This is a genomic window from Bacillus sp. 05T22 (genome assembly GCF_056396765.1).
Map to the genome: position 1 here is coordinate 24603 of NZ_JBFTMC010000025.1, position 21836 is coordinate 46438.

Sequence of the window (21836 nt, forward strand, 5' to 3'; positions counted from 1 at the left end):
TGCTTTTTGGGACAGAAGTCTGTCTTAAAAAGGTAAGGTCCCCTTTTGCTCTTTTAAGGAGGAAAAAGGATGATTACGTTAACAGGATATTCATTGACAGTAGAAGAAATGAAACGTTTGTTGTTTGAAGGGGAAGGGGTAACAGCTTGCCCAAACAGCATGCAAAAAGTGGCTGAGTGCCGTGAAGTTGTAGAAAAAATCGTAGAGGATGGAAAAGTTGTTTACGGTATTACAACTGGGTTTGGAAAGTTTAGTGATGTACTCATTCAGAAAGATGATGTAAAGGCACTACAACATAACTTAATTCAATCACATGCATGCGGAATTGGCGATCCATTCCCTGAAGAAGTATCGCGAGGAATGTTGATTTTACGCGCTAATACGATGTTAAAAGGTGTATCTGGTGTTCGTCCACTTGTTGTAAATAGGCTGTTAGAGTTTGTAAATCGTAAAATTCATCCAGTTGTCCCGCAGCAAGGTTCATTAGGCGCGAGCGGTGATTTAGCTCCATTATCCCATCTTGCTCTTGTTCTATTAGGTGAAGGGGAAGTGTTCTATAAGGGGAAACGCGTTCATGCGATGGTAGCTCTGACAGAAGAAGGTTTAGAGCCAATCGAATTAGAAGCGAAAGAAGGGCTTGCATTAATCAATGGTACGCAAGCGATGACAGCGCAAGGAATCCTTTCTTATATAGAAGCTGAAGCGATTGCTTATCAATCAGAATTAATTGCTTCAATGACAATCGAAGGATTGCGCGGCATTATCGATGCATTTGATGAAAATGTGCATAAAGCACGTGGCTATAAAGAACAAGTGGAAGTTGCAAAGCGTATTCGCGATGTACTTCAAGATAGTAAACTTGTAACAAAGCAAGGGGAACTTCGTGTACAAGATGCATACTCACTTCGCTGTATCCCGCAGGTACACGGTGCTTCTTGGCAAGTTTTAAATTATGTTAAAGAAAAATTAGAAATTGAAATGAACGCAGCAACAGATAATCCACTTATTTTTGATGGAGGGGAAAAAGTGATTTCTGGTGGGAACTTCCACGGTCAGCCAATTGCATTTRCAATGGACTTTTTGAAGGTCGGAATGGCAGAACTTGCGAATATTTCTGAACGCCGTATTGAGCGTCTTGTGAACCCGCAGTTAAATGATTTGCCGCCATTTTTAAGTCCAGAGCCAGGACTACAATCTGGTGCAATGATTATGCAATACGCAGCAGCTTCACTTGTTTCAGAAAATAAAACGCTAGCTCATCCAGCAAGTGTTGACTCAATTCCATCATCCGCTAACCAAGAAGATCATGTAAGTATGGGAACAATTGCTTCGCGCCATGCACATCAAATCATTCAAAATGTAAGACGCGTTTTTGCAATTGAAATGATTTGTGCAATGCAAGCGGCGGAATATCGTGGTACCCAAGAGATGAGTACAGTAACGAAAGCATTTTATCACCAAGGACGTCAGCAAGTACCGTCAATTACAAATGACCGTATTTTCTCAACAGATATTGAAAATATTACACATTGGTTAAAAACAAGTCGCTTTACATTAGAACGATTGGATGCAAATGCAACACTATAAAAAGGGAAAAGGGAGAGATTAAAATGGAAAACGTAAAACAAACAATTCGCGCGCCAAGAGGGACAGAATTACAAACTAAGGGCTGGATTCAAGAAGCGGCACTTCGTATGTTAATGAATAATTTAGACCCAGAAGTAGCTGAAAAGCCAGAAGAATTAGTTGTATATGGTGGCATTGGTCGTGCAGCTCGTAACTGGGATAGCTATCATGCCATTGTTGATTCGTTAAAAACTTTAGAGAGTGATGAAACGTTACTTGTTCAATCTGGTAAACCAGTTGCAATTTTTAAATCACATGAAGATGCACCGCGCGTACTTCTAGCAAATTCAAACTTAGTACCTAAGTGGGCAAACTGGGATCACTTCCGTGAACTTGAGAAAAAGGGTCTTATGATGTATGGACAAATGACAGCTGGTAGCTGGATTTATATTGGTACACAAGGGATTTTACAAGGAACATATGAAACATTTGGAGAAGCAGCACGCCAACATTTTGGTGGTTCATTAAAAGGGACATTAACGCTTACAGCTGGTTTAGGCGGTATGGGTGGTGCACAACCTCTTGCTGTTACGATGAACGGTGGGGTAGTCATTGCGATTGATGTAGATAAACGCAGTATCGATCGTCGTATTGAAAAAAGGTATTGTGATATGTACACAGAATCGTTAGAAGAGGCATTAGCTGTTGCGAAAGAATATAAAGAAAAGAAAGAGCCAATTTCAATTGGACTATTAGGAAATGCTGCAGAAATTTTACCAGAGCTTGTGAAACGTGACATTACACCAGACTTAGTGACAGATCAAACGTCTGCACATGATCCATTAAATGGTTATGTTCCAGTAGGCTATTCATTAGAAGAAGCGGCAAAACTTCGTGAAGAAGATCCAGAACGCTACGTACAATTATCAAAAGAAAGTATGAAAAAACATGTAGAAGCAATGCTTGCAATGCAACAAAAAGGTGCCATTACATTTGATTATGGTAATAACATTCGCCAAGTTGCTTTCGATGAAGGGTTAAAAAATGCATTTGATTTCCCAGGATTCGTTCCAGCGTTTATTCGTCCATTATTCTGTGAAGGAAAAGGGCCATTCCGCTGGGTAGCACTTTCTGGCGATCCAGAAGATATTTATAAAACAGATGAAGTAATTTTACGTGAATTTGCTGATAATGAGCATTTATGTAACTGGATTCGTATGGCACGTCAGCAAGTTGAGTTCCAAGGTCTTCCATCACGTATTTGTTGGCTTGGTTACGGAGAGCGTGCAAAATTCGGGCGTATTATCAATGAAATGGTTGCAAACGGTGAATTATCAGCACCAATCGTTATCGGCCGTGACCATTTAGATTGTGGATCTGTAGCTTCACCGAACCGTGAAACAGAAGCAATGAAAGATGGCAGTGATGCAGTAGCGGATTGGCCAATTTTAAATGCTTTAATCAATAGTGTTAATGGTGCAAGCTGGGTATCTGTTCACCACGGTGGTGGCGTTGGTATGGGGTATTCACTTCACGCTGGAATGGTTATTGTTGCAGACGGAACAGAAGCAGCGGGAAAACGCATTGAACGCGTATTAACTTCTGATCCTGGAATGGGAGTTGTTCGCCACGTTGACGCAGGGTATGACTTAGCTGTTGAAACAGCAAAAGAAAAAGGCGTTAACATTCCAATGATGAAATAAGGAGGAAGAAACATGCTGGACATTTTACTAACGAATATCGGTCAATTGCTAACAATGGATCAAGAAGATGGCTTGTTAAGACAGGAAGCGATGAACACGCTTCCTGTTATCGAAAATGGTGCAGTGGGTATTGAAAATGGTATTGTTACTTTCGTTGGCACAGCGGAAGAAGCAAAAGGGTTGCAAGCAAAAGAAACCATCGATTGCGAAGGGAAAATGGTTTCTCCAGGGCTTGTTGATCCGCATACGCACCTTGTATTTGGTGGGTCTCGTGAAAATGAAATTGCTCTTAAGTTACAGGGAGTACCGTATTTAGAAATTTTAGAACAAGGCGGCGGTATTCTTTCAACTGTGAATGCAACAAAACAAGCGTCGAAAGAAGAGCTTGTACAAAAGGCGAAGTTTCATTTAGATCGCATGTTGTCATTTGGTGTTACGACAGTGGAAGCAAAGAGTGGCTATGGATTGGACGATGAAACAGAGTGGAAACAATTAGAAACGACGGCACAATTGCAAAAAGAGCATCCAATTGATTTAGTTTCAACATTCTTAGGAGCACATGCAGTTCCGAAAGAGTACAAAGGGAAAGCAAAAGAGTTTTTACAATGGATGTTAGATTTATTACCAGAAATGAAAGAAAAACAATTAGCTGAGTTCGTTGATATTTTCTGTGAAACAGGGGTATTCTCTGTAGAAGAATCGAAAGACTTTTTATTAAAAGCAAAAGAACTTGGATTTGATGTAAAAATTCATGCAGATGAAATCGACCCACTTGGCGGTGCAGAAGTAGCGGCAGAAATTGGTGCGGCATCAGCGGACCATTTAGTTGGAGCATCAGATAAAGGGATTGAAATGCTAGCGAATTCCAATACAGTTGCAACGTTACTCCCAGGAACGACTTTCTACTTAAATAAAGAAAGCTTTGCACGTGGGCGTAAAATGATTGATGAAGGTGTAGCGGTTGCGTTAGCGACAGATTTTAATCCAGGTAGTTGCCCAACTGAAAATATTCAACTTATTATGAGCATTGCGATGTTGAAATTGAAAATGACACCAGAAGAAGTCTGGAATGCTGTAACAGTTAACTCAGCGTATGCGATCAATCGCGGCGATGTTGCTGGGAAAATTCGTGTTGGACGTAAGGCTGACCTAGTTTTATGGGATGCATATAATTATGCGTATGTACCATATCATTACGGTGTAAGTCATGTAAATACAGTATGGAAGAACGGTAATCTTGCATATAAAAGAGGTGACAAAACGTGGAGCAAGGCCACTATTTAAAGAAAAATGCAAAGTTTATTGATCGTGAAGTAACGAAATGGAGTGATATGATTAAAGGCTGGGAAGAGGGAGAAGAAATCTTTGGTGCAGCATTAATTGGCGCACCGCTTTCTAAACCATCTATTAGTCATTCTGGTGCATGTTTTGCGCCGAAAACCATTCGCGCAATGCTAGATGCATATAGCACATACGCGATTACAGAAGAGCATGATATGAAAGAAAGTGTCTTGTATGATTGTGGTGATATTAGTATGCATGTTACAGACATAAAAGAAAGTCATGCTCGTATTACTAAGACGCTCGGCAGTTTGATGAAATTGAATCCGCAAATGGTACCAATCGTTCTTGGTGGTGATCATTCCATTAGCTTTCCTAGTATAAGTGGTTTTGCAAGTAGTAAAGGGAAAGTCGGTATTATCCAATTTGATGCGCATCATGATTTACGAAACCTAGAAGATGGGGGACCGTCTAATGGAACACCATTTCGTAGTTTACTAGAGAATGATGTGATCACAGGGAAACAGCTTGTTCAAATTGGAATTCGTAATTTTTCAAATGCTCGCACGTACCATGAATATGCAAAAGAGCATGGTGTGACGGTGTATACAATGAAGCATGTTCGTGAGAGAGCGATTAAAGATATTATTACAGAAAGTATTGACATCTTACGTAGACAAGGGGTTACAGCTATTTATGTTTCTCTTGATATGGATGTATTAGATCAAGCATTTGCACCAGGGTGTCCAGCGATTGGTCCAGGAGGCATGGATAGTATAACTTTACTTGATGCTATAACAGCACTTGGGCAAGAACCAATCGTTCAAGGTATGGATATTGTAGAAATTGATCCAACGCTTGATTTTCGTGATATGACAAGCAGGATAGCTGCTCAAGTGATTATGAGTTTTTTATTAGCAAGAGAAACGATTGGTAGGCAGGTTAGTATATAAGCGAAGGGATTCTCTTATACTTAGTAACATGAAAGATAAGTGAATGCACATGAGGAATTTTAAAAGCGATGTCTCGTCTTTCATGTTGCGCATTATATAAAAAACACATCACTTTTATATGAAGTGATGTGTTTTTTTTGTTCTACAAGTTTTAAAATTAGCGAGGTATGAGGTGTTTTAGTTGTGTCCAAAAGAAAGTAAGTTATTTACTGCATATTTCATAATGCAAGTAGACAAAGAACATGAATCACTAGTGCTCTTTTATAATCATATAAAGTTTTTTAACATAAAGGTGTAGAGCTTTATGCTGAAAGAATCGTAGAGTGAACAGGATAGTGTTTGTCATGAATTGAAACTTATTTTTTTATGATAAAAGCATATTATTTTAGTGTTTTGTGCCATTTGATTTTTTAAGGGTAAATGAATTGACATGGAAAATAATTCTGTGATATTATAAAAATTTTGCTAAAAAAATAAATGTGTGTTAAGCTTGAGAAGGTTACCATATATGGAGGTGGATTATTTGTTTCAAATTGGCGATAACATTGTTTATCCAATGCAAGGAGCAGGTATAATTAAAGCCATAGAAGAAAAGGAAATCTCAGGTGAAAAACAACAGTATTATGTCATAAAAATGTCGGCCAGTAATATGGAAGTAATGATTCCTACGGGGAAAATATTGAATTCAAATATACGACCAGTTACAGATATAACGGCATTAACACACATAATGGATATTTTTCAGCATGGAGAATCAGATAGATTACTTACGTGGAAACAAAGATATAAAGTGAACACAGATAAAATAAAAACGGGTAAAATACAAGAAGGTGCTGAAGTTGTACGTGATTTAATGCGTATGCAGAAAGAAAAAGCACTTAATGCAAGCGAAAAGAAAATGTTAGATAACGCACATGAATTTTTGATTAGTGAACTGGGATTAATTGAAGGTATCACAGAAAATCAAATAAAAAGCTTTTGTTAAGATTTATTGTAGATAATGTATTACATCCCAAAAAAGATCTTGAATTTTTTGGGGATATAATTATAGAGAATCAATCATTTCAAAGACATTCAACTCTTTCAAACCACTTTTAGAGCATTAACCTCTTTTGTTATTACTACAAACTAATCCATTTTTATTTTTTAATTTCTTTTACGAATGTTCGAAGTTTAATTAAATAACTCGATAAAATAGTTACTTGATTTTTGCAATCCTGATTCACACTGGCACGGACGAGGAGCCGTAAGGATGGAAGAGAGGTAGGGCTTTCATTGTTTTAGGTATATATAAGTTATTATTTCTGGAAGAATAATGAATCAATCGCACTTCTATCTTTAAGAATTTTTCACATTTGCTAATATAGTAAATAGTAATTGTTTATCTTTGTACGAAAAAGAGATAAACGAAATGATAGCGCCATATGGTCAACTATAAAAAGGGTTTCCTAATTTGGAAACTCTTTTTATTTTATGTTTATTATTTTTGTTAATTTAATATGCAGATACTATATGATGAGAACTTATAAATTGACGTGGTCGTTCAAGAGAAATTATGATGCGTTTATAGTTAGTTTTTTGATTGAATCAAGGGGGGAAAAGAATGACAAGTTCAAATAATAAAGCGGTAAGTATTTACGAAGGTACGAACATAAATAATTGGGGATCCTTTGAAAATATTGAGGAAATAAAGTTGTTTAATCCGATTCAAATTGGGACATGGTCTCTTCGTAATTGCGTGGCGATGGCACCGATGACTCGTTGTTTTGCTAATGATGAGACGGGAGTAGTTGGGTCTGATGTAGTCGAGTATTATCGTAAACGAGCAGCTGATGGTGTTGGTTTAATTATTACAGAAGGAATAGTAATTAGCCCAAGAGCAAAGGGGAATCCAGGTGTCCCAGGTATTTATACACAAGAACAAATTGATTCCTGGAAACCAGTAACAGATGCAGTACATAAAGAAGGTGGAACAATTATTGCGCAAATATGGCATGTAGGACGTATGAGCCATCATGAACTAACAGGTGGATTCTTACCACAAGCACCTTCTGTGATTGCTGCTCAAGGAAATGTCCCACGTTTTCGGAAGCCTTTTGATAATCCAGAAGCGATGACGATAGAAGAAATTCAAGAAGTTATTGGGCAGTATGCACAAGCTGCTAAAAATGCAATAGAGGCTGGATTCGATGGCGTCGAAATTCACGGTGCACATGGATATTTAATCGATCAATTCGCTTATGAATTTGCGAATGATCGAAAAGATAAGTATGGTGGAGATTTAAAGCAACGATTAACGTTTATGAAAGAAGTTGTGCAAGCTGTAATAGAGGCGGTTGGTGCAGATAAAACACTACTGCGTTTCTCAGCCTTTAAAGGGGATAACCCTAGTTATATGTGGGGAAATCCGGAGGAAGCAATTAAAACGTTTATAAATATGTTCCGTGAAGTAGGATTAACGATGATCCATCCTTCAACAATGAACTATACGCAAGTTATAGCTGACGGAAAAAACTTACATCAATTAGTTCGTAAATATTGGAATGGTATAATTGTAGGAGTGGGGAATTTAAATCCAAAAGAGGCAGAAGAAGCACTACAAGAAGGAACAATTGATGTAGCAGCATTTGGTAGACCATTGATTTCTAATCCGGATTTTGTTCATCGTGTTAAACGCGGGGAAAATTTAGAGGAATACGATGCGAAACAGCATCTTGCTACATTGATATGAATAATAATAAAAGAAGAGCACATAAGGTGTTCTTCTTTTATTATGTAAGCAAAAAATATAAGAGAATGGCATGATAGGGGGAAGCGAAAATGAATGAAACGCTACTCGTTATTATTAGTATATTACTATTGTTAATCTTGCTGTTCATTATCTTTTTTATGGCTACATTCTTTATTAAGAAACGAACACATCATTCTATATTGAAACTCCATCCGTATCTAGGAAGGATGCGTTTTTTATTGGAGAAGATAGGGCCTGAATTTCGGCAATATTGGTTTGATAATGATACAGACGGAAAACCTTTTTCACGTTATGATTTTCAAAGTGTAATGTTTTTAGCAAAATATCGATCTGAAGTTCTAGGTTTTGGCTCGAAACGGGATTTTAATGCATCTGGATATTATATTGCAAACACTCTATTTCCAGTTCTTACAGAAGAACTCAATGTGGACCTTTCTGAAGAGCATGCTGCAAAAAAATATGTAATTCATAAAGAAGGTGTGTTTTCTAGAAAAGAAAAATTAACTGTAGATGAAACAAATCTTTGGCTATATGAGGAAGATGATGCAATTGTAGTTGGAGAGAATCGTAAATTTCCATGGAAAATATATGGAATGTTTGGGGCATCTGCTACTTCTTATGGTGCAATTGGTGAAAATTATATTTTATCTACAGGATATGGATCGAAAATGGCAGGGGGGTCATGGATTAATACAGGTGAGGGTGGTGTAATTCCAGAGCATATACAAACAGGTGCAAATATTATTGCTCAAATCGGTCCAGGTTTATTTGGATATCGTGATGAAGAGGGGGGGTTTTCAATGGATGAGTTCGTAGTTAAAGCTAAAGAGCCGAATATTAAAGCATTCGAACTGAAATTTGGGCAAGGTGCAAAAATACGCGGTGGACATTTAGRGGGACAAAAAGTGAATCGGAAAATAGCTGCTGTTCGAAAAGTAAAAGAAGGGGAAACGATAAATTCACCAAATCGTTTTGCGTTTTTATATCATGCTAAAGACGCCTTGCGTTTTATTCATGATTTGCAAGAAAAAGGTGGTAAACCAGTTGGAATGAAAATAGTTATCGGGCAACAAAAACCGCTAGAAGAGTTATTACAAACGATGAAGGAATTAAATATTTATCCAGATTTTATTACAATTGATGGCTCGGAAGGAGGCTCCGGTGCCACTTATAAATCGATGGCAGATAGTATGGGGATACCACTTATACCAGCACTCATTACGTTTGTTGATACAGCCTGTCGTTTTGATGTTCGAGATAAGTTGAAAGTTTTTGCATCGGGAAAATTAGTAACACCTGATAAAGTAGCAATAGCCTTAGCAATTGGTGCCGATGCAGTTAATTCTGCACGCGGATTTATGATGGCAAGTGGGTGTATTATGGCACTTCAGTGTCATTCCGGACAATGTCCTTCGGGGGTTGCGACAACGAATCCACATTATCAAAAAGCATTAGACCACAATGAAAAAAAGTGGCGCGTGATGAATTATATTGTGAGCATGAGATATAGTTTGTTTGCGTTATCAGCAGCGGCAGGGGTGAAAAGTCCACGGCATTTAACAAGGGATCACATTGTATTTAAAGATGAAACAGGTAGAGTTATTCCGTTATCGAAATTATTTCCAGTAGTAGGTGAAAAGTGAGAGAAATAGCACGAAACATTCCTTGCACTTTGGCGGAGGGGATGTGCAAAAAAAACATCATTATATTTTCTGGATATTTTGACTTTAAGTTTTTTAGAAAGTGGGTTTATAAAGATTTTTTCGTGGATGGAAACAATACTGGAGCAAGTGACAGAATAAAATATTAGTAAATTACTATAAAAAGAGTAAATAGAAAGATCTATTTACTCTTTTTCCATTTCGTTATTATTTGGCAACGGGGAGATGGGTAATCGAATATCTACAGTTGTTCCTTTATTTAACTCACTTGAGATTTGAAGTTTACCGTAATGTTCTTCGATTATTTTGTAGCACATCATTAAGCCTAATCCAGTTCCTTTTTCTTTCAAACTATAAAAAGGTTCTCCTAAACGAGAAATACGATCTTCTGGAATGCCACACCCCTCATCTATAATACGGATTAAAATGAAATTCTCATCTACTTGCTTTGTTTGAATGAAGATATTTCCTCCGCGAGGCATGGCTTCAATCGCATTTTTAAGTACATTAATAAAGACTTGCTTTAGTTGATTACCATCACATTGAATTTCTGGCATAGTCGAAAGATGATCCATAATAATATGTGTACTATGCATGATGGCGGTAGGTAAAATAAAGGTTACTACTTCTTCAATTAATGATTGGATTTGGTGAGAATGAATAGATAACACTTGTGGCTTAGACATTGCCATAAATTGACTTGTAATGGATTCCATTTGTGAAATTTCGCTAAGCATAACATCTATATACCATTTGTTTTGTTCGCTAATATCGGGTTGCAATAATGTTAAGAATCCCTTTAAGGCCGTTAACGGGTTGCGGATTTCATGAGCGATTCCTGCTGTTAGTTGTCCGACTACTGCTAATTTTTCAGATTTTCGTAGTAATTTTTCTGTTTTCTTTAATTCAGTAACATCCCTGCCCATAACAATAAGGCCTTTTCGTGAGCCATCAGGATGGAAGAGTGGAACTTTTGAAAGATCCAAGATAAGGTTGGATGTACTTTTATGAATAATAAATTCTTCGCCATGAATAATTTTCTTTTGTTGCCATGCGAGTTCATCAATTTGTTCACAATGTAAAAATGCTTCGCGGTACGCTTCATTATATTGAACGAGTTCACTATCTTTTTTTCCGTGATAAGGAACATCATGAAAATCAAAGCAAGAAAGTGCGTAATCATTTGCTTCAAGCCAGCGCCCTTCATGATCTTTAAAGATGACAAAGGCAGGCATTGAGTCCATCAATGTGCGCAATCGTTTTTCGCTCTCTTTTAACATTTTTTCGATTTTTTCAGATTTCTCGAGTGGCTTCATAATTGCATATACACCTGAGAGATGATTTTTAATAAAAATAGGGACTAATTTTGTAACTACATCTATTTGATATCCATCTTTATGGTGGATAGAAAGTATGTATTCTTCTTGATTATCAGCTGTAGTATTTTTTATAAATTGCAGTACTTGATCAGAAATATGTGCTTCTATAATAGAAGTAATTGTTTTTCTTTCTAATTCCTCTGAAGTATATCCCAATATTTTTTCCGCAGAGGGATTAATATGTAATATGATTCCTTGTAAGTTCAATGAAATAATACCATCAGGATTATGTTCAAAAAGAGATGCGTACATTTCTGTTAAAGTACAATTTTGAATATGATTTCGCAAACGGCGGGGTATAGCCGAATGACGACTTTTTTGAATAGATGAGAACTTTTTTCGACTCATAATTTTTCCTCCGTGCAACTAGCATCTAAAACAGATTCAATAACCTATTATAAATATAATATATGAAAAACATTATATATTTCTATAAAAAACAAATTTACAGAATAATCTGTGTTTTTTATTCTTTTTAATTAAGTTGTTATTAAAGCGCCTTCTTCATTATAGAACAAATGATATGCCTGTGGCTGTTAAGTAAATCTTATGGAGTTTTATAAAACTTATATAAGTTATTTTTAAAGCAGTATACTATAAAATAAAAATATAAAGGAGGAGAGAGATATGGCAGGTTATATTCAAGGGATTGACCATGTACAAGTAGCAGCACCAGTAGGGTGTGAAGAAGAGGCAAGAGACTTTTATGGAAATAAAATAGGTTTAGAAGAGATTCCGAAACCAGAAGAATTAAGAAAACGTGGCGGTTGTTGGTTTCGTTGTGGAAATCAAGAAATTCATATAGGAGTTGAACAAACTTTTTCTCCGGCTAAAAAAGCGCATCCAGCTTTTTATGTTCAGGGGATCGATGAATTTAAGGAAAAACTAATCGGGCAAGGGATTCAAGTCATAGATGATTATGCTCGTCCAGATATAATTAGATTTTATGTTTCAGATCCATTTGGAAATAGACTAGAATTTATGGAGAATAAATAAAAAAACTAGGTGGAACTTCACCTAGTTTTTTAACCTCTCCTAAATAACCCTAATACTTCAACAGTCTCCGTAATATTAACGAATGCTTGTGGATCAATTTCAGAAATGGCTAGTTTCATACCAGCAAGCTCTTCACGTGAAACAACAGTCATAAGTACATGTTTTTTCTCACTTGAATACGCACCTTCACCATCAAGAAGTGTAATTCCTCGCACAACAGTGGAAAGGAGTTTCTTTTTCATTTCTTCTGCTTGATTTGTTACAATCATAAGTGTAACTTTACGATGTTTCGTATGAACGGCATCAATTACTTTACCTGTTACATAGATTGAAAGTAAACTCGTTAACGCCACATCCCAGTTGAAGAAAAATCCAGCAATGACAACAACGACTGTATTTAAAATGATAAGAAAACCACCAAGTTTAATATCTCTTTTGCGAGATAGTAGCATACCAATAATATCAAATCCACCTGTTGAACCATGGCAATTAAAGACAAGGCCAACTCCTGCTCCGGCAATTACGCCTCCAAATATAGAAGATAGAAGTGGATCTGTTGCAACGACTTGTACTGGAATCAAATATAATGCTACTGATAATACAACTACAGAGACGATTGTATTAAAAATTATTTTTTTTCCAAGACCTATGTACCCTAAAATAAGAATAGGTAAGTTTAATGCGAAGTTAATAATGCCTGTGTTTACAGGGGTTACAATTCCTAAGATAATAGCAATTCCGCCAATTCCACTACTTAAAATCTTGTGGGGGATAAGGAAAAGATTAAAGGCAATTGCAACAATGATAGAACCAATGATAACTCCAAGAAATCTGACCATCTTTTTCCCGTCCTTCACTAAAAAATCATATTATTTCAAGATTATATATGAGATTGAAAGTTTTAGGTGAAAACAGTTTATTTCGGGAAGTTAGACTACTTCAAAAAATCAAATTATTTTTACATATTTCATTAAAGGGGTGTAAAAATATGAAAATTCAAATGTATCAACAGAAAAGTCCTTTGAAACAGGAATGTGAGGACTCGTTTTTTTGTAATGAAGAATTGAAAATCTATGGTGTATGTGATGGTGCAACGCCACCCGTCCCATTTCAAGATGAAGAGGGGCATAATGGAGCATATCTAGCTTCAAACGTATTTGCAAGTCATTTTACATCGCTAAAAGAAGTGACAAGTTTGCAAAAAGCAATTGCAAACGCAAACGAAGCATTACAAGAAAAAATGATAGATTATAAGATTGATACGACAAAGAAAGATCATTTATGGTGTACATGTATTGCTGTAGTTCGTATAAAGGATGAAAGCATTCAATATGCTCAACTTGGTGACTGTATGCTTGTTGCTACATTGCATGATGGAACCATAAAGGTGTTAACAAAAGATACAGTGAAAGGAATTAGTGCACGAGCGCAAAGAAAGCGTGAAGAAGATAGGGAAAAGGGACTTCTTGTATGGGAAGAATATATATTTAATGACATTAGGCAGCAACTAAAATATAATCGTTATCTTGCCAATATGCCCAATGGGTATTCAGTAGCAAATGGGATGTCGGAAGCAATTACTTGGATCCAACAAGGGGAATTACCACTTTCTGAAGTGAAAGGAATATTTATTTGTTCGGATGGATTATTTCACCCAGACTGGTCACTTGAGCAAACAGTACAATATGTAAGCATGCATGGTATAAAAGAATATGTTTCTATAATAGAAGAATTAGAAGAACAAAAACGGATTCGACCAGATGATAAAACGATAATCATGATTGAGTTGTAAAAGGAGGATCCTGAATGGAAATTAAGCAAGCAAAACTGACGTTTCAAGATGAATTGCAGCCTTTACAAAACGTAACAAAACTCATCATTCATCACACTGCTGAAGATGGATGGGATGTGTATAAAACACATGAATTCCATCAAAAGGTACGAGGATGGAGTGGCATCGGATATAATTATTTTATTGAAGAAGATGGGACGGTGTTTGAAGGTAGGGGATTATACATTGGAGCCCATGCAAAAGGATATAATAGCAAAACGATAGGGATTTGTATGACAGGTAATTTTGATAAATATGATCCGACTTTAGCGCAAATCGATTCTTTACATTCACTATGTAAGTGGTTTATGAAGAAGTTTTCTATATGTGAAGAACATATACTTGGTCATCGGGAATTAGAAGGTGTCACAAAAACTTGCCCAGGAACACGTTTTTCTATGGTAGAGTTAAGGAAAACATTATCTCAAAAATAGAGGAGAAAAGGATTCATGATGAATGTAAAAATACCAAATGAAAAGAAAGATGAGCTTGTAGAACAAATTCAGAAGTTTTTTGAAGAGGAAGACTTAGATACAATCGGGCGTTTTCAAGCAGAACGTTTAATAGAAGAAATGATAAAATTACTTGGACCATATGCATATAACCAAGCGATTGGAGATGCGAGAAAGTTAATTACAGATAAGTTGTCGAACATAGAAGAGGATTTATACGTATTAGAAAAACAAGAAGGTAAGTAAAAAGAGGCTTAAATATTAAAGAAACATAACTATTAAGAGTAAAGATAGTAAGGATTGAATATCCTATCCATACTATCTTTTTTCATTTCTTATCGTTTTCATGAGTCCAAATTGATTTTGTATAAGCAATATTCATACCGCAGCGTTCCATATTGTTTTGACTTATACTTCCAAAACGAGCTTGACCAACAAGTAATTTACATTGTGATTCAAAAGTTGTGTGGATCCGTTTTTGAATTAATAAAGTATGGCAGCCTCGTCGCTGGTAATCTGGTAAAGTGGCAGAGGCAGCGAGTGAAGCTATACCTTGATTCATATAAAGTACACCTATCCCAGCAGGAATATCTTCAATCGTCGCTATGTAAAAACGCCATCCTGGTTTACCAAAAAGGACTTGGTTATTTTACCTTTTAAAATTTAGGAGAAGTAGGATTTTTTTATGGGAGGAAATTGGAAGATTGCTGTCGAAGGGAGTAGAAACAGAACGAAGGTGGTGCTCTCATGCGAAAGAAAGAGATACATACATGCTCTTATTGTGGCTCTAGCAATATTGGGGAAGGTGAGTTTGTTGGATATGCGCAAATAAGAAAAAAAGAAACGATGTTTACGTCTTCTCCAGTAGATGCTTATATTTGTACGGATTGTGGAAGTATACTTTTGTTGAAAGTGCGAAATTATCAAAAATTCAAGAAGAAACCAATATAAATAGAAGAAAAGCATTCATATCCAATGCTTTATACAAATCGATTAATATTATGCTTGATACATATACGAGATATTCTTGATATATTCGAATATAATTCAAAAAAATAATTAAAAATGATGTATTTGTAAAAAGAACATGTCGTGATATGAAGAGGTATGCGATTTTGTGTGATACATATGTTCAAAAAGACAGAGAGTGGTTTATAAAGGAGTCACTCTCTGTTTTCTATGAGAGGTGTGTGCTAGAAGAAATATTTCTCTGGAAATATTTCAGAAAATACAGAAAAATAAAACTCATAAGTGCGAAAGTTTGGTATAATGTCTAAAAATGAAAACGCTTTAATAGGAGGTTGGGAGAAATATGATGATGAATGTACCATTAACAATTAGTTCAATGATAGAAAGGGCAGAAAAGTTGTTTCCAAAAAAAGAAATTGTTTCACGTACACATGATACTATAACAACTTTAACATACAAGCAATTAGGAGAAAGAACAAGGAGACTCTCTAGTGCGTTACAGAAATTAGGGATAAAAGAGGGAGAACGAGTTGGGACTTTAGCGTGGAATCATCATCGTCATGTGGAAGCGTATTTTGCTATTCCGAGTATTGGATCTGTCTTGCACACTATTAATATTCGTTTATCTGCACAGCATATTTCCTATATTATTGGACATGCAGAAGATCGCATTTTACTCGTTGATGAAGATCTCGTACCCCTCGTTGAAAAAATTCAAAGTGAATTATTGACTGTACAAGCATACATCATTATGACCGACAAAAAAGAACTTCCAGAAACTTCACTAGAGCCGGTCTATCACTACGAACAGCTTCTTACAGAAGGGGATCCTGATTTCCAATTCTTGAAAGATATGGATGAAAACACGCCAGCTGGTATGTGTTATACGTCAGCGACAACAGGTAATCCAAAAGGTGTTGTATATACACATCGTAGTACAGTACTTCATTGTATGGCTCTAGGATTAGCAGATACAGCTGCATTATCTGAAAGTGATGTAGCAATGGCAATTGTTCCAATGTTTCATGTGAATGCTTGGGGATTACCTTTTGCAGCAACGTGGTTTGGATCAAAACAAGTTTTACCTGGTCCGATGTTTACACCGAAAATATTACTTGAAATGATCCAGGATGAAAAAGTGACGTTGGCTGCTGGTGTACCAACGATTTGGCTTGGTGTTTTACAAGAACTGGAAAATAATAACTATGATTTATCAAGTATGAAGCGGATTTTATGCGGGGGTGCTGCTGCACCTAAAAGTGTGATAGCTGCATTCGAACAAAAACATAATGTTCCTTTTGTGCATGCATACGGTATGACGGAAACAAGTCCACTTGTGACACTTGCACGGTTAAAAAGCTATGAAACAGATTTATCCTATGAAGAGCAACTGGAAATTCGATCAAAGCAAGGATATCTTGTGCCAGGCGTTGAAATGAAAGTAGTGGGAGTAAATGGGGAAGTGAAATGGGACGGAACTGAAATGGGAGAATTATGTTTACGAGCACCATGGATAGCTGCAAGTTATTATAACGATGAACGAACGGTAGAAGGATTCCGTGATGGTTGGTTATATACAGGTGATGTTGTTACAGTTGATGAGGAGGGCTGCGTTAAAATTGTTGATCGCACAAAAGATGTTATTAAAAGTGGGGGTGAGTGGATTTCATCTGTAGATTTAGAAAATGCTTTAATGGCACATGAGGCTGTATTTGAAGCTGCAGTTGTCGCGGTACCTCATCCTCAGTGGCAGGAGCGACCTGTTGCATGTGTTGTGCAAAAACAAAATAGTTCTGTAACGAAAGAAGAATTATATGAATTTTTACGACCGCAGTTTGCGAAGTGGTGGTTGCCGGATGATATCGTTTTTATGGAGGAGATCCCTAAAACATCAGTTGGGAAATTTTTGAAACAAGCGTTACGAAAAGAATTAGAGCATTTGCATAGAAGCAGTGAAAAGTAATATATAAGAAAGGGCGACTCACCACGATATGATTGTGAGTCGCTTTTTATATTGAATAATGACTAATTTACAGCGTTTTCGATTGTAAGTTTAAAATATTTGGTCGACATTTTATAGGCTGGATTTTCAAAATAATAGTTGCCTAGTTCGGTAGAAAATTCTTGAACTAATGAGTGCTACTTTTTCCTTGATCGAAAAGCTTATAATAAATGTCAGCAATACTAATAATACAAATTGAAATAGATTTAGAAAAGAGTGAATCATACAAGTTAGCTTTTTATATAGGATACAGCGTCATTTGTTAACTTCAACTGAAAATGTGTTGACATTAAATCTCTGGGAAGGTAATATAACTTCTGTAATATGTTACCTTGAAAGTATTTATAGTTTACAAATAGGAGAAATAGACAGATGAATACAAAGAATTTAGTTTTTGTTGCTTTATTTAGTGCAGTTATGGGTGTGTTAGGACTGATACCACCAATTGCGCTTTCTGTTACACCTGTTCCTATTACATTGCAATCTCTTGGTGTTATGCTTGCAGGAGGATTGCTTGGATCTCGCCTTGGGGCATTAAGTCAGATGGTTTTCTTGTTTGTAGTTGGGATAGGGGCACCATTGTTAGCTGGTGGCCGCGGTGGTCCAGGCGTATTTGTTAGTCCAAGTGCAGGGTATTTAATCGGATACGTTGTTGGAGCGTTTGTGATAGGGTATTTTGTAGAGCGTTTACGCCATGCATCTGTTATAAAAGTATTTTTGATTAATATAATTGGTGGAATTCTAGTTGTTTATATATTTGGCGTGACTGTTCAATCATTTATAATGGATATCTCTGTGTGGCAAGCGATTAAAGTAAGTGTCGTATTTTTGCCAGGTGATTTCGTTAAAGCTGTGATTGCAGCATTTCTTGTACCTCGATTATATCGTTCATTGAAGCACGTCATTACGCCTGCTGTAAAGAATGGTAAAATCTCAAATGCTAGATAAAGAGCGTAAGGGATTTTATAAAATGTAGGAAACACGTATTAGCGTGTTTCTTTTTGTTATCTGAAAGGAAAGGATGAATAGTGGTGGGGATTACATTGTCTTATATAAAACATACTTGTATACATCCGAATAAAATGGCGATAAAGGAAAAAGATAGACTACTAACATATAAAGAATGGCACGAATCTGTTTGCCAAGTTGCAAATTGGCTCAATAAAGAAAAAACAACGAATAAAACGGTCGCGATTTTACTAGAGAATCGTATTGAATTTTTACAGATCTTTGCAGGTGCTGCAATGGCAGGATGGGTTTGTGTTCCACTTGATTTAAAGTGGAAGCAGGACGAACTTGAAGCAAGATTGGAGTTAGCAAATCCCTCTATTGTCATTACCTCTGAGCAATATAAGATGAGTGAATTGCCGCGAATAAATGGAACTGTACTTTCTATCAATAAATGGAATCAGATGGTGGATAATCAGTTAAATACGTATCATTCTTCAGAAAGTGTACAAAACCACCCTTTCTATATGGGGTTTACATCGGGATCAACTGGGGAAGCAAAGGCATTTCTTCGTGCGCAGGATTCTTGGGTTCATAGCTTTGATTGCAATTTGCATGATTTCCATATGAAAAATAATGATACGGTTTTGCTTGCTGGTACATTGGTCCATTCCCTTTTTTTATACGGGGCAATAAGTGCGCTGTATTTAGGGCAAACAGTGTATCTTATAGAAAAATTTATCCCGAGTCATGTTCTATCTATATTGGAACAAGAGAATATTTCAGTGATGTACACAGTTCCGACGATGCTAGAGGCATTATATAAAGAAGAAAGTGTTATTGAACAGGAAATAAAAATTATTTCTTCAGGAGCAAAATGGGAGGCGGAAGCAAAACAGAAAGTAAAAACCGTATTTCCGTATGCAAAAAGATATGAATTTTATGGTGCTTCTGAATTAAGCTTTGTCACAGCACTAACAGATGTAGAAAGTGAAAGAAAAGCCAGTTCAGTTGGAAAGCCATGTCATAATGTGCAAATTCGGATATGTAACGAAAAGGGTAAGGAATTGAAGCAAGGTGAAATTGGAACTATTTATGCGAAAAGTGATCAGTTTTTTATGGGATATTTACTGAACGGAGATCTATCTTGTCAAGTTACAGAAGATGGTTGGATGACTGTACATGACATAGGCTATCAAGATGAGGAAGGTTTTTTATATATAGTAGGTAGAGAAAAAAATATGATTTTATTTGGAGGTATTAATATTTTCCCTGAAGAGATTGAGAGTGTATTGGGCACTCATCCAAATGTTGATGAAATCGTAATTGTTGGTGTGAAGGATGGGTATTGGGGAGAAAAGCCTGTTGCCATTGTAAAGGGAAAAGGAACAAAACAAGAATTGAAACGATTTTGTTTACAGCATTTATCATCTTTCAAAATTCCAAGAGAGTGGTATTTTATTGATGAAATTCCTCATACAAGCAGTGGGAAAATTGCTCGTGAAGTGGCAAAACATATAGTTGTAAAACAGGAGAAAGTATATGAATAGAGCGGTGATTGTACTAGCAAAACGAACGCCTATTGGCAAGCGAAATGGAATATTGAGAGAGTATGAAGTACAGCAATTGGCAGCACCTATACTGGCGCACTTAAGTAAAGGTATAGAGCATGAAATAGACGATGTAATATTAGGAAACGTTGTTGGACCAGGCGGAAATATTGCACGGTTATCGGCACTTGAAGCTGGGCTGCTATATAAGGTACCAGGTGTAACAATTGATCGCCAATGCGGGGCTGGATTAGAAGCAATTCGGATGGCTTGTCACTTGATTCAAGGTGGTGCAGGGAATTGCTATATTGCCGGTGGTGTTGAAAGTACAAGTACATCTCCTTTTGAGAAGAGAGCTCGCTTTTCTCCTGATTTTATCGGAGATCCAGATATGGGGATAGCAGCTGAACATGTAGCAGAGCGCTACAAAATTACAAGGGATATGCAGGATGAGTATGCTTGTTTCAGTTATAAAAGAACATTGGGAGCGCTAGAAAAAGGATATTTACAAGAAGAAATTATCCCGATTTCTTCAAATGTAACGGAGGATGAAACGATAAAGTACGGAATGAATTATGAACGAATTATAAAGAGAACAAGGCCAGCTTTTTTACAAGGAGGAACAGTGACAGCAGGAAATTCTTGTGGTGTGAATGATGGAGCTTGTGCTGTGCTTGTAATGGAGGAGGGAAAGGCTCGTGAACTTGGATATAAGCCGATTCTTCGGTTTGTTCATAGTACTGTTATTGGTGTAGATCCACATTTACCAGGGAGTGGGCCTATATATGCTGTGCAAAAGTTATTACAAGATCAGAACCTATCAATAGACGATGTTGATTATATTGAAATGAATGAGGCCTTTGCTGCTAAGATTGTGGCCTGTGCGCAAGAATTACAAATTTCCTATGAAAAGTTAAATGTAAACGGTGGAGCAATTGCTCTCGGTCATCCTTACGGTGCATCAGGAGCTATGCTTGTGACTCGGTTATTCTATCAAGTACAAAGAAGAAAGGCGCAATACGTAGTAGCAACATTAGGTATTGGCGGGGGAATTGGGCTTGCTCTATTATTTGAAAAAGTAGAGGGCTAGAAAAAATCTAGTTTTCTACTTTTTTGGTTCATAGACATTACTTCCAGGTTTTGATTTTATTTCATTCCAAGCAGAGATAGCATCGACTTTTGTTTTTCCTTTGTTATATGAATCTTGGAAAAAGGCACGTGTAAAGCGATTGTATTCAAATTGAGCACCGATGTTTGGTTTATATGAAGGATCATTTTTTCTTTCTTGTTCTTCATACCAAAACGTCACAGCATCTTCATATGTTTTTCCGATATTTTCTTTGAAGAAGTTTTGTAGTGTTACTGTGAATCGGAATTTTGCACCGATTATTTCTTTGAAAAAAGCCCGAACATCTTCGCTACAGCGGTGATTTTCAGTAATAATGGTTTGTAGAGAAAGTGGCTCATAAGAAGAAGGTAGGATTTGTTTTTTTCTGGCGGGACTATTTTTCAGTATTTTACCTGTAGTTAAAAAGGTTGCAATGCGCTCAGTAACTTCTATTTTAGAACCACTTGTTGGCAAATCATATTCACGACAAAATTCCTGCAACTCTGTTTTTAGCCAATAATAATTTTTAAAATCTTCAATTAGTATGTTTCTTGTTAAAGGCGGACGCATAGAAATCGCTTCTTTCTTCTATAATTTCCTTAATTGTAAAACATATGTTCCTTTTGTGGAAGGAGTTTAGCTAATAATCTAGAATTATATAGCTTGGAAGTCATATGTATAGAAT

19 protein-coding genes and 1 pseudogene are annotated in these 21836 nt (G+C 36.5%); 16 read left to right on the forward strand and 4 right to left on the reverse strand.

Annotated elements, in window-relative coordinates:
* The first annotated feature begins 69 nt into the window (after positions 1-69).
* The 7 genes from hutH to AC1DIT_RS10890 all read left to right on the forward strand — a co-directional run bounded on the left by hutH (position 70) and on the right by AC1DIT_RS10890 (position 9898).
* Complete coding sequence (gene hutH, locus AC1DIT_RS10860; RefSeq protein WP_476998187.1) at positions 70-1587, forward strand: histidine ammonia-lyase; 1518 nt, start codon at positions 70-72, stop codon at positions 1585-1587.
* Between the two features lie 23 nt (positions 1588-1610).
* Positions 1611-3269, forward strand: a complete 1659-nt coding sequence (gene hutU / locus AC1DIT_RS10865; protein ID WP_016131816.1) for a urocanate hydratase — start codon at positions 1611-1613, stop codon at positions 3267-3269.
* A 12-nt stretch (positions 3270-3281) separates the two neighbouring features.
* Entirely contained in the window at positions 3282-4553 is a 1272-nt protein-coding gene (gene hutI, locus AC1DIT_RS10870; RefSeq protein WP_016115745.1) for an imidazolonepropionase, read from the forward strand.
* Entirely contained in the window at positions 4532-5503 is a 972-nt protein-coding gene (gene hutG, locus AC1DIT_RS10875; RefSeq protein ID WP_016133199.1) for a formimidoylglutamase, read from the forward strand. Before hutI ends, hutG begins: the two co-directional genes overlap by 22 nt.
* Before the next feature lie 523 nt (positions 5504-6026).
* Positions 6027-6488 carry a CarD family transcriptional regulator gene (locus AC1DIT_RS10880; RefSeq protein WP_170927953.1) on the forward strand — a complete coding sequence of 154 codons (462 nt, stop codon included), beginning with the start codon at positions 6027-6029 and terminating at the stop codon, positions 6486-6488.
* Between the two features lie 618 nt (positions 6489-7106).
* The gene (locus AC1DIT_RS10885; RefSeq protein ID WP_016131814.1) at positions 7107-8234 is read left to right on the forward strand and encodes an alkene reductase; all 1128 of its coding nucleotides are present in this window, start codon (positions 7107-7109) and stop codon (positions 8232-8234) included.
* Between the two features lie 89 nt (positions 8235-8323).
* The gene (locus tag AC1DIT_RS10890) at positions 8324-9898 is read left to right on the forward strand and encodes a glutamate synthase-related protein (RefSeq protein WP_476998188.1); all 1575 of its coding nucleotides are present in this window, start codon (positions 8324-8326) and stop codon (positions 9896-9898) included.
* A gap of 203 nt (positions 9899-10101) precedes the next feature.
* Here the strand turns inward: AC1DIT_RS10890 and AC1DIT_RS10895 are convergent, their stop codons facing one another.
* The gene (locus tag AC1DIT_RS10895) at positions 10102-11643 is read right to left on the reverse strand and encodes a BA3702 family sensor histidine kinase (protein ID WP_016131812.1); all 1542 of its coding nucleotides are present in this window, start codon (positions 11641-11643) and stop codon (positions 10102-10104) included.
* Between the two features lie 279 nt (positions 11644-11922).
* Here AC1DIT_RS10895 and AC1DIT_RS10900 point away from each other — a divergent pair, with 279 nt between their 5' ends.
* Positions 11923-12291 carry a VOC family protein gene (locus AC1DIT_RS10900; protein ID WP_016131811.1) on the forward strand — a complete coding sequence of 123 codons (369 nt, stop codon included), beginning with the start codon at positions 11923-11925 and terminating at the stop codon, positions 12289-12291.
* A 29-nt stretch (positions 12292-12320) separates the two neighbouring features.
* Here the strand turns inward: AC1DIT_RS10900 and AC1DIT_RS10905 are convergent, their stop codons facing one another.
* Positions 12321-13130, reverse strand: coding sequence for a YitT family protein (locus tag AC1DIT_RS10905; protein ID WP_016131810.1), 810 nt, complete (start codon positions 13128-13130; stop codon positions 12321-12323).
* 149 nt (positions 13131-13279) lie between these two features.
* Here AC1DIT_RS10905 and AC1DIT_RS10910 point away from each other — a divergent pair, with 149 nt between their 5' ends.
* From AC1DIT_RS10910 to AC1DIT_RS10920, 3 genes are read left to right on the forward strand one after another with little or no spacing between them, the layout of a single operon-like run.
* Positions 13280-14083: a protein phosphatase 2C domain-containing protein gene (locus AC1DIT_RS10910; RefSeq protein ID WP_016131809.1), complete on the forward strand. Its 804-nt coding sequence runs from the start codon at positions 13280-13282 to the stop codon at positions 14081-14083.
* Between the two features lie 14 nt (positions 14084-14097).
* Positions 14098-14556, forward strand: a complete 459-nt coding sequence (locus tag AC1DIT_RS10915; protein WP_016133198.1) for a peptidoglycan recognition protein family protein — start codon at positions 14098-14100, stop codon at positions 14554-14556.
* A gap of 15 nt (positions 14557-14571) precedes the next feature.
* Positions 14572-14820, forward strand: coding sequence for a DUF2164 domain-containing protein (locus AC1DIT_RS10920; protein WP_016115736.1), 249 nt, complete (start codon positions 14572-14574; stop codon positions 14818-14820).
* 82 nt (positions 14821-14902) lie between these two features.
* On the opposite strand, the pseudogene AC1DIT_RS10925 reads toward AC1DIT_RS10920, so the two are convergent.
* A pseudogene (locus tag AC1DIT_RS10925) lies at positions 14903-15223 on the reverse strand (GNAT family N-acetyltransferase); the annotation flags it as partial.
* A gap of 98 nt (positions 15224-15321) precedes the next feature.
* Between AC1DIT_RS10925 and AC1DIT_RS10930 the strand changes: the two are divergent.
* The 5 genes from AC1DIT_RS10930 to AC1DIT_RS10950 all read left to right on the forward strand — a co-directional run bounded on the left by AC1DIT_RS10930 (position 15322) and on the right by AC1DIT_RS10950 (position 21133).
* The gene (locus tag AC1DIT_RS10930; protein ID WP_016115734.1) at positions 15322-15525 is read left to right on the forward strand and encodes a hypothetical protein; all 204 of its coding nucleotides are present in this window, start codon (positions 15322-15324) and stop codon (positions 15523-15525) included.
* A 361-nt stretch (positions 15526-15886) separates the two neighbouring features.
* Positions 15887-17506, forward strand: a complete 1620-nt coding sequence (locus tag AC1DIT_RS10935) for a long-chain fatty acid--CoA ligase (RefSeq protein WP_016131806.1) — start codon at positions 15887-15889, stop codon at positions 17504-17506.
* Positions 17507-17917: 411 nt separating this feature from the next.
* Positions 17918-18493: a biotin transporter BioY gene (locus AC1DIT_RS10940; protein ID WP_016131805.1), complete on the forward strand. Its 576-nt coding sequence runs from the start codon at positions 17918-17920 to the stop codon at positions 18491-18493.
* Between the two features lie 83 nt (positions 18494-18576).
* Positions 18577-20043, forward strand: coding sequence for an acyl-CoA synthetase (locus AC1DIT_RS10945; RefSeq protein ID WP_033671390.1), 1467 nt, complete (start codon positions 18577-18579; stop codon positions 20041-20043).
* Positions 20036-21133, forward strand: coding sequence for an acetyl-CoA C-acyltransferase (locus tag AC1DIT_RS10950; RefSeq protein ID WP_016131803.1), 1098 nt, complete (start codon positions 20036-20038; stop codon positions 21131-21133). The genes AC1DIT_RS10945 and AC1DIT_RS10950 overlap by 8 nt, the downstream gene beginning before the upstream one ends.
* A gap of 15 nt (positions 21134-21148) precedes the next feature.
* Here the strand turns inward: AC1DIT_RS10950 and AC1DIT_RS10955 are convergent, their stop codons facing one another.
* Positions 21149-21721 carry a DUF6434 domain-containing protein gene (locus AC1DIT_RS10955; RefSeq protein ID WP_016115730.1) on the reverse strand — a complete coding sequence of 191 codons (573 nt, stop codon included), beginning with the start codon at positions 21719-21721 and terminating at the stop codon, positions 21149-21151.
* Positions 21722-21836: the final 115 nt, after the last annotated feature.

Bases quoted from the DNA above. Each gene is read 5' to 3' on its own strand.
- AC1DIT_RS10930 (WP_016115734.1), top strand. From the start codon at position 15,322: ATGCGAAAGAAAGAGATACATACATGCTCTTATTGTGGCTCTAGCAAT.
- AC1DIT_RS10910 (WP_016131809.1), top strand. From the start codon at position 13,280: ATGAAAATTCAAATGTATCAACAGAAAAGTCCTTTGAAACAGGAATGT.
- AC1DIT_RS10905 (WP_016131810.1), bottom strand. From the start codon at position 13,130: ATGGTCAGATTTCTTGGAGTTATCATTGGTTCTATCATTGTTGCAATT.
- AC1DIT_RS10940 (WP_016131805.1), top strand. From the start codon at position 17,918: ATGAATACAAAGAATTTAGTTTTTGTTGCTTTATTTAGTGCAGTTATG.
- AC1DIT_RS10935 (WP_016131806.1), top strand. From the start codon at position 15,887: ATGATGATGAATGTACCATTAACAATTAGTTCAATGATAGAAAGGGCA.
- AC1DIT_RS10955 (WP_016115730.1), bottom strand. From the start codon at position 21,721: ATGCGTCCGCCTTTAACAAGAAACATACTAATTGAAGATTTTAAAAAT.
- AC1DIT_RS10915 (WP_016133198.1), top strand. From the start codon at position 14,098: ATGGAAATTAAGCAAGCAAAACTGACGTTTCAAGATGAATTGCAGCCT.
- AC1DIT_RS10900 (WP_016131811.1), top strand. From the start codon at position 11,923: ATGGCAGGTTATATTCAAGGGATTGACCATGTACAAGTAGCAGCACCA.
- AC1DIT_RS10920 (WP_016115736.1), top strand. From the start codon at position 14,572: ATGATGAATGTAAAAATACCAAATGAAAAGAAAGATGAGCTTGTAGAA.
- hutU (WP_016131816.1), top strand. From the start codon at position 1,611: ATGGAAAACGTAAAACAAACAATTCGCGCGCCAAGAGGGACAGAATTA.
- AC1DIT_RS10950 (WP_016131803.1), top strand. From the start codon at position 20,036: ATGAATAGAGCGGTGATTGTACTAGCAAAACGAACGCCTATTGGCAAG.
- hutI (WP_016115745.1), top strand. From the start codon at position 3,282: ATGCTGGACATTTTACTAACGAATATCGGTCAATTGCTAACAATGGAT.
- AC1DIT_RS10895 (WP_016131812.1), bottom strand. From the start codon at position 11,643: ATGAGTCGAAAAAAGTTCTCATCTATTCAAAAAAGTCGTCATTCGGCT.
- AC1DIT_RS10885 (WP_016131814.1), top strand. From the start codon at position 7,107: ATGACAAGTTCAAATAATAAAGCGGTAAGTATTTACGAAGGTACGAAC.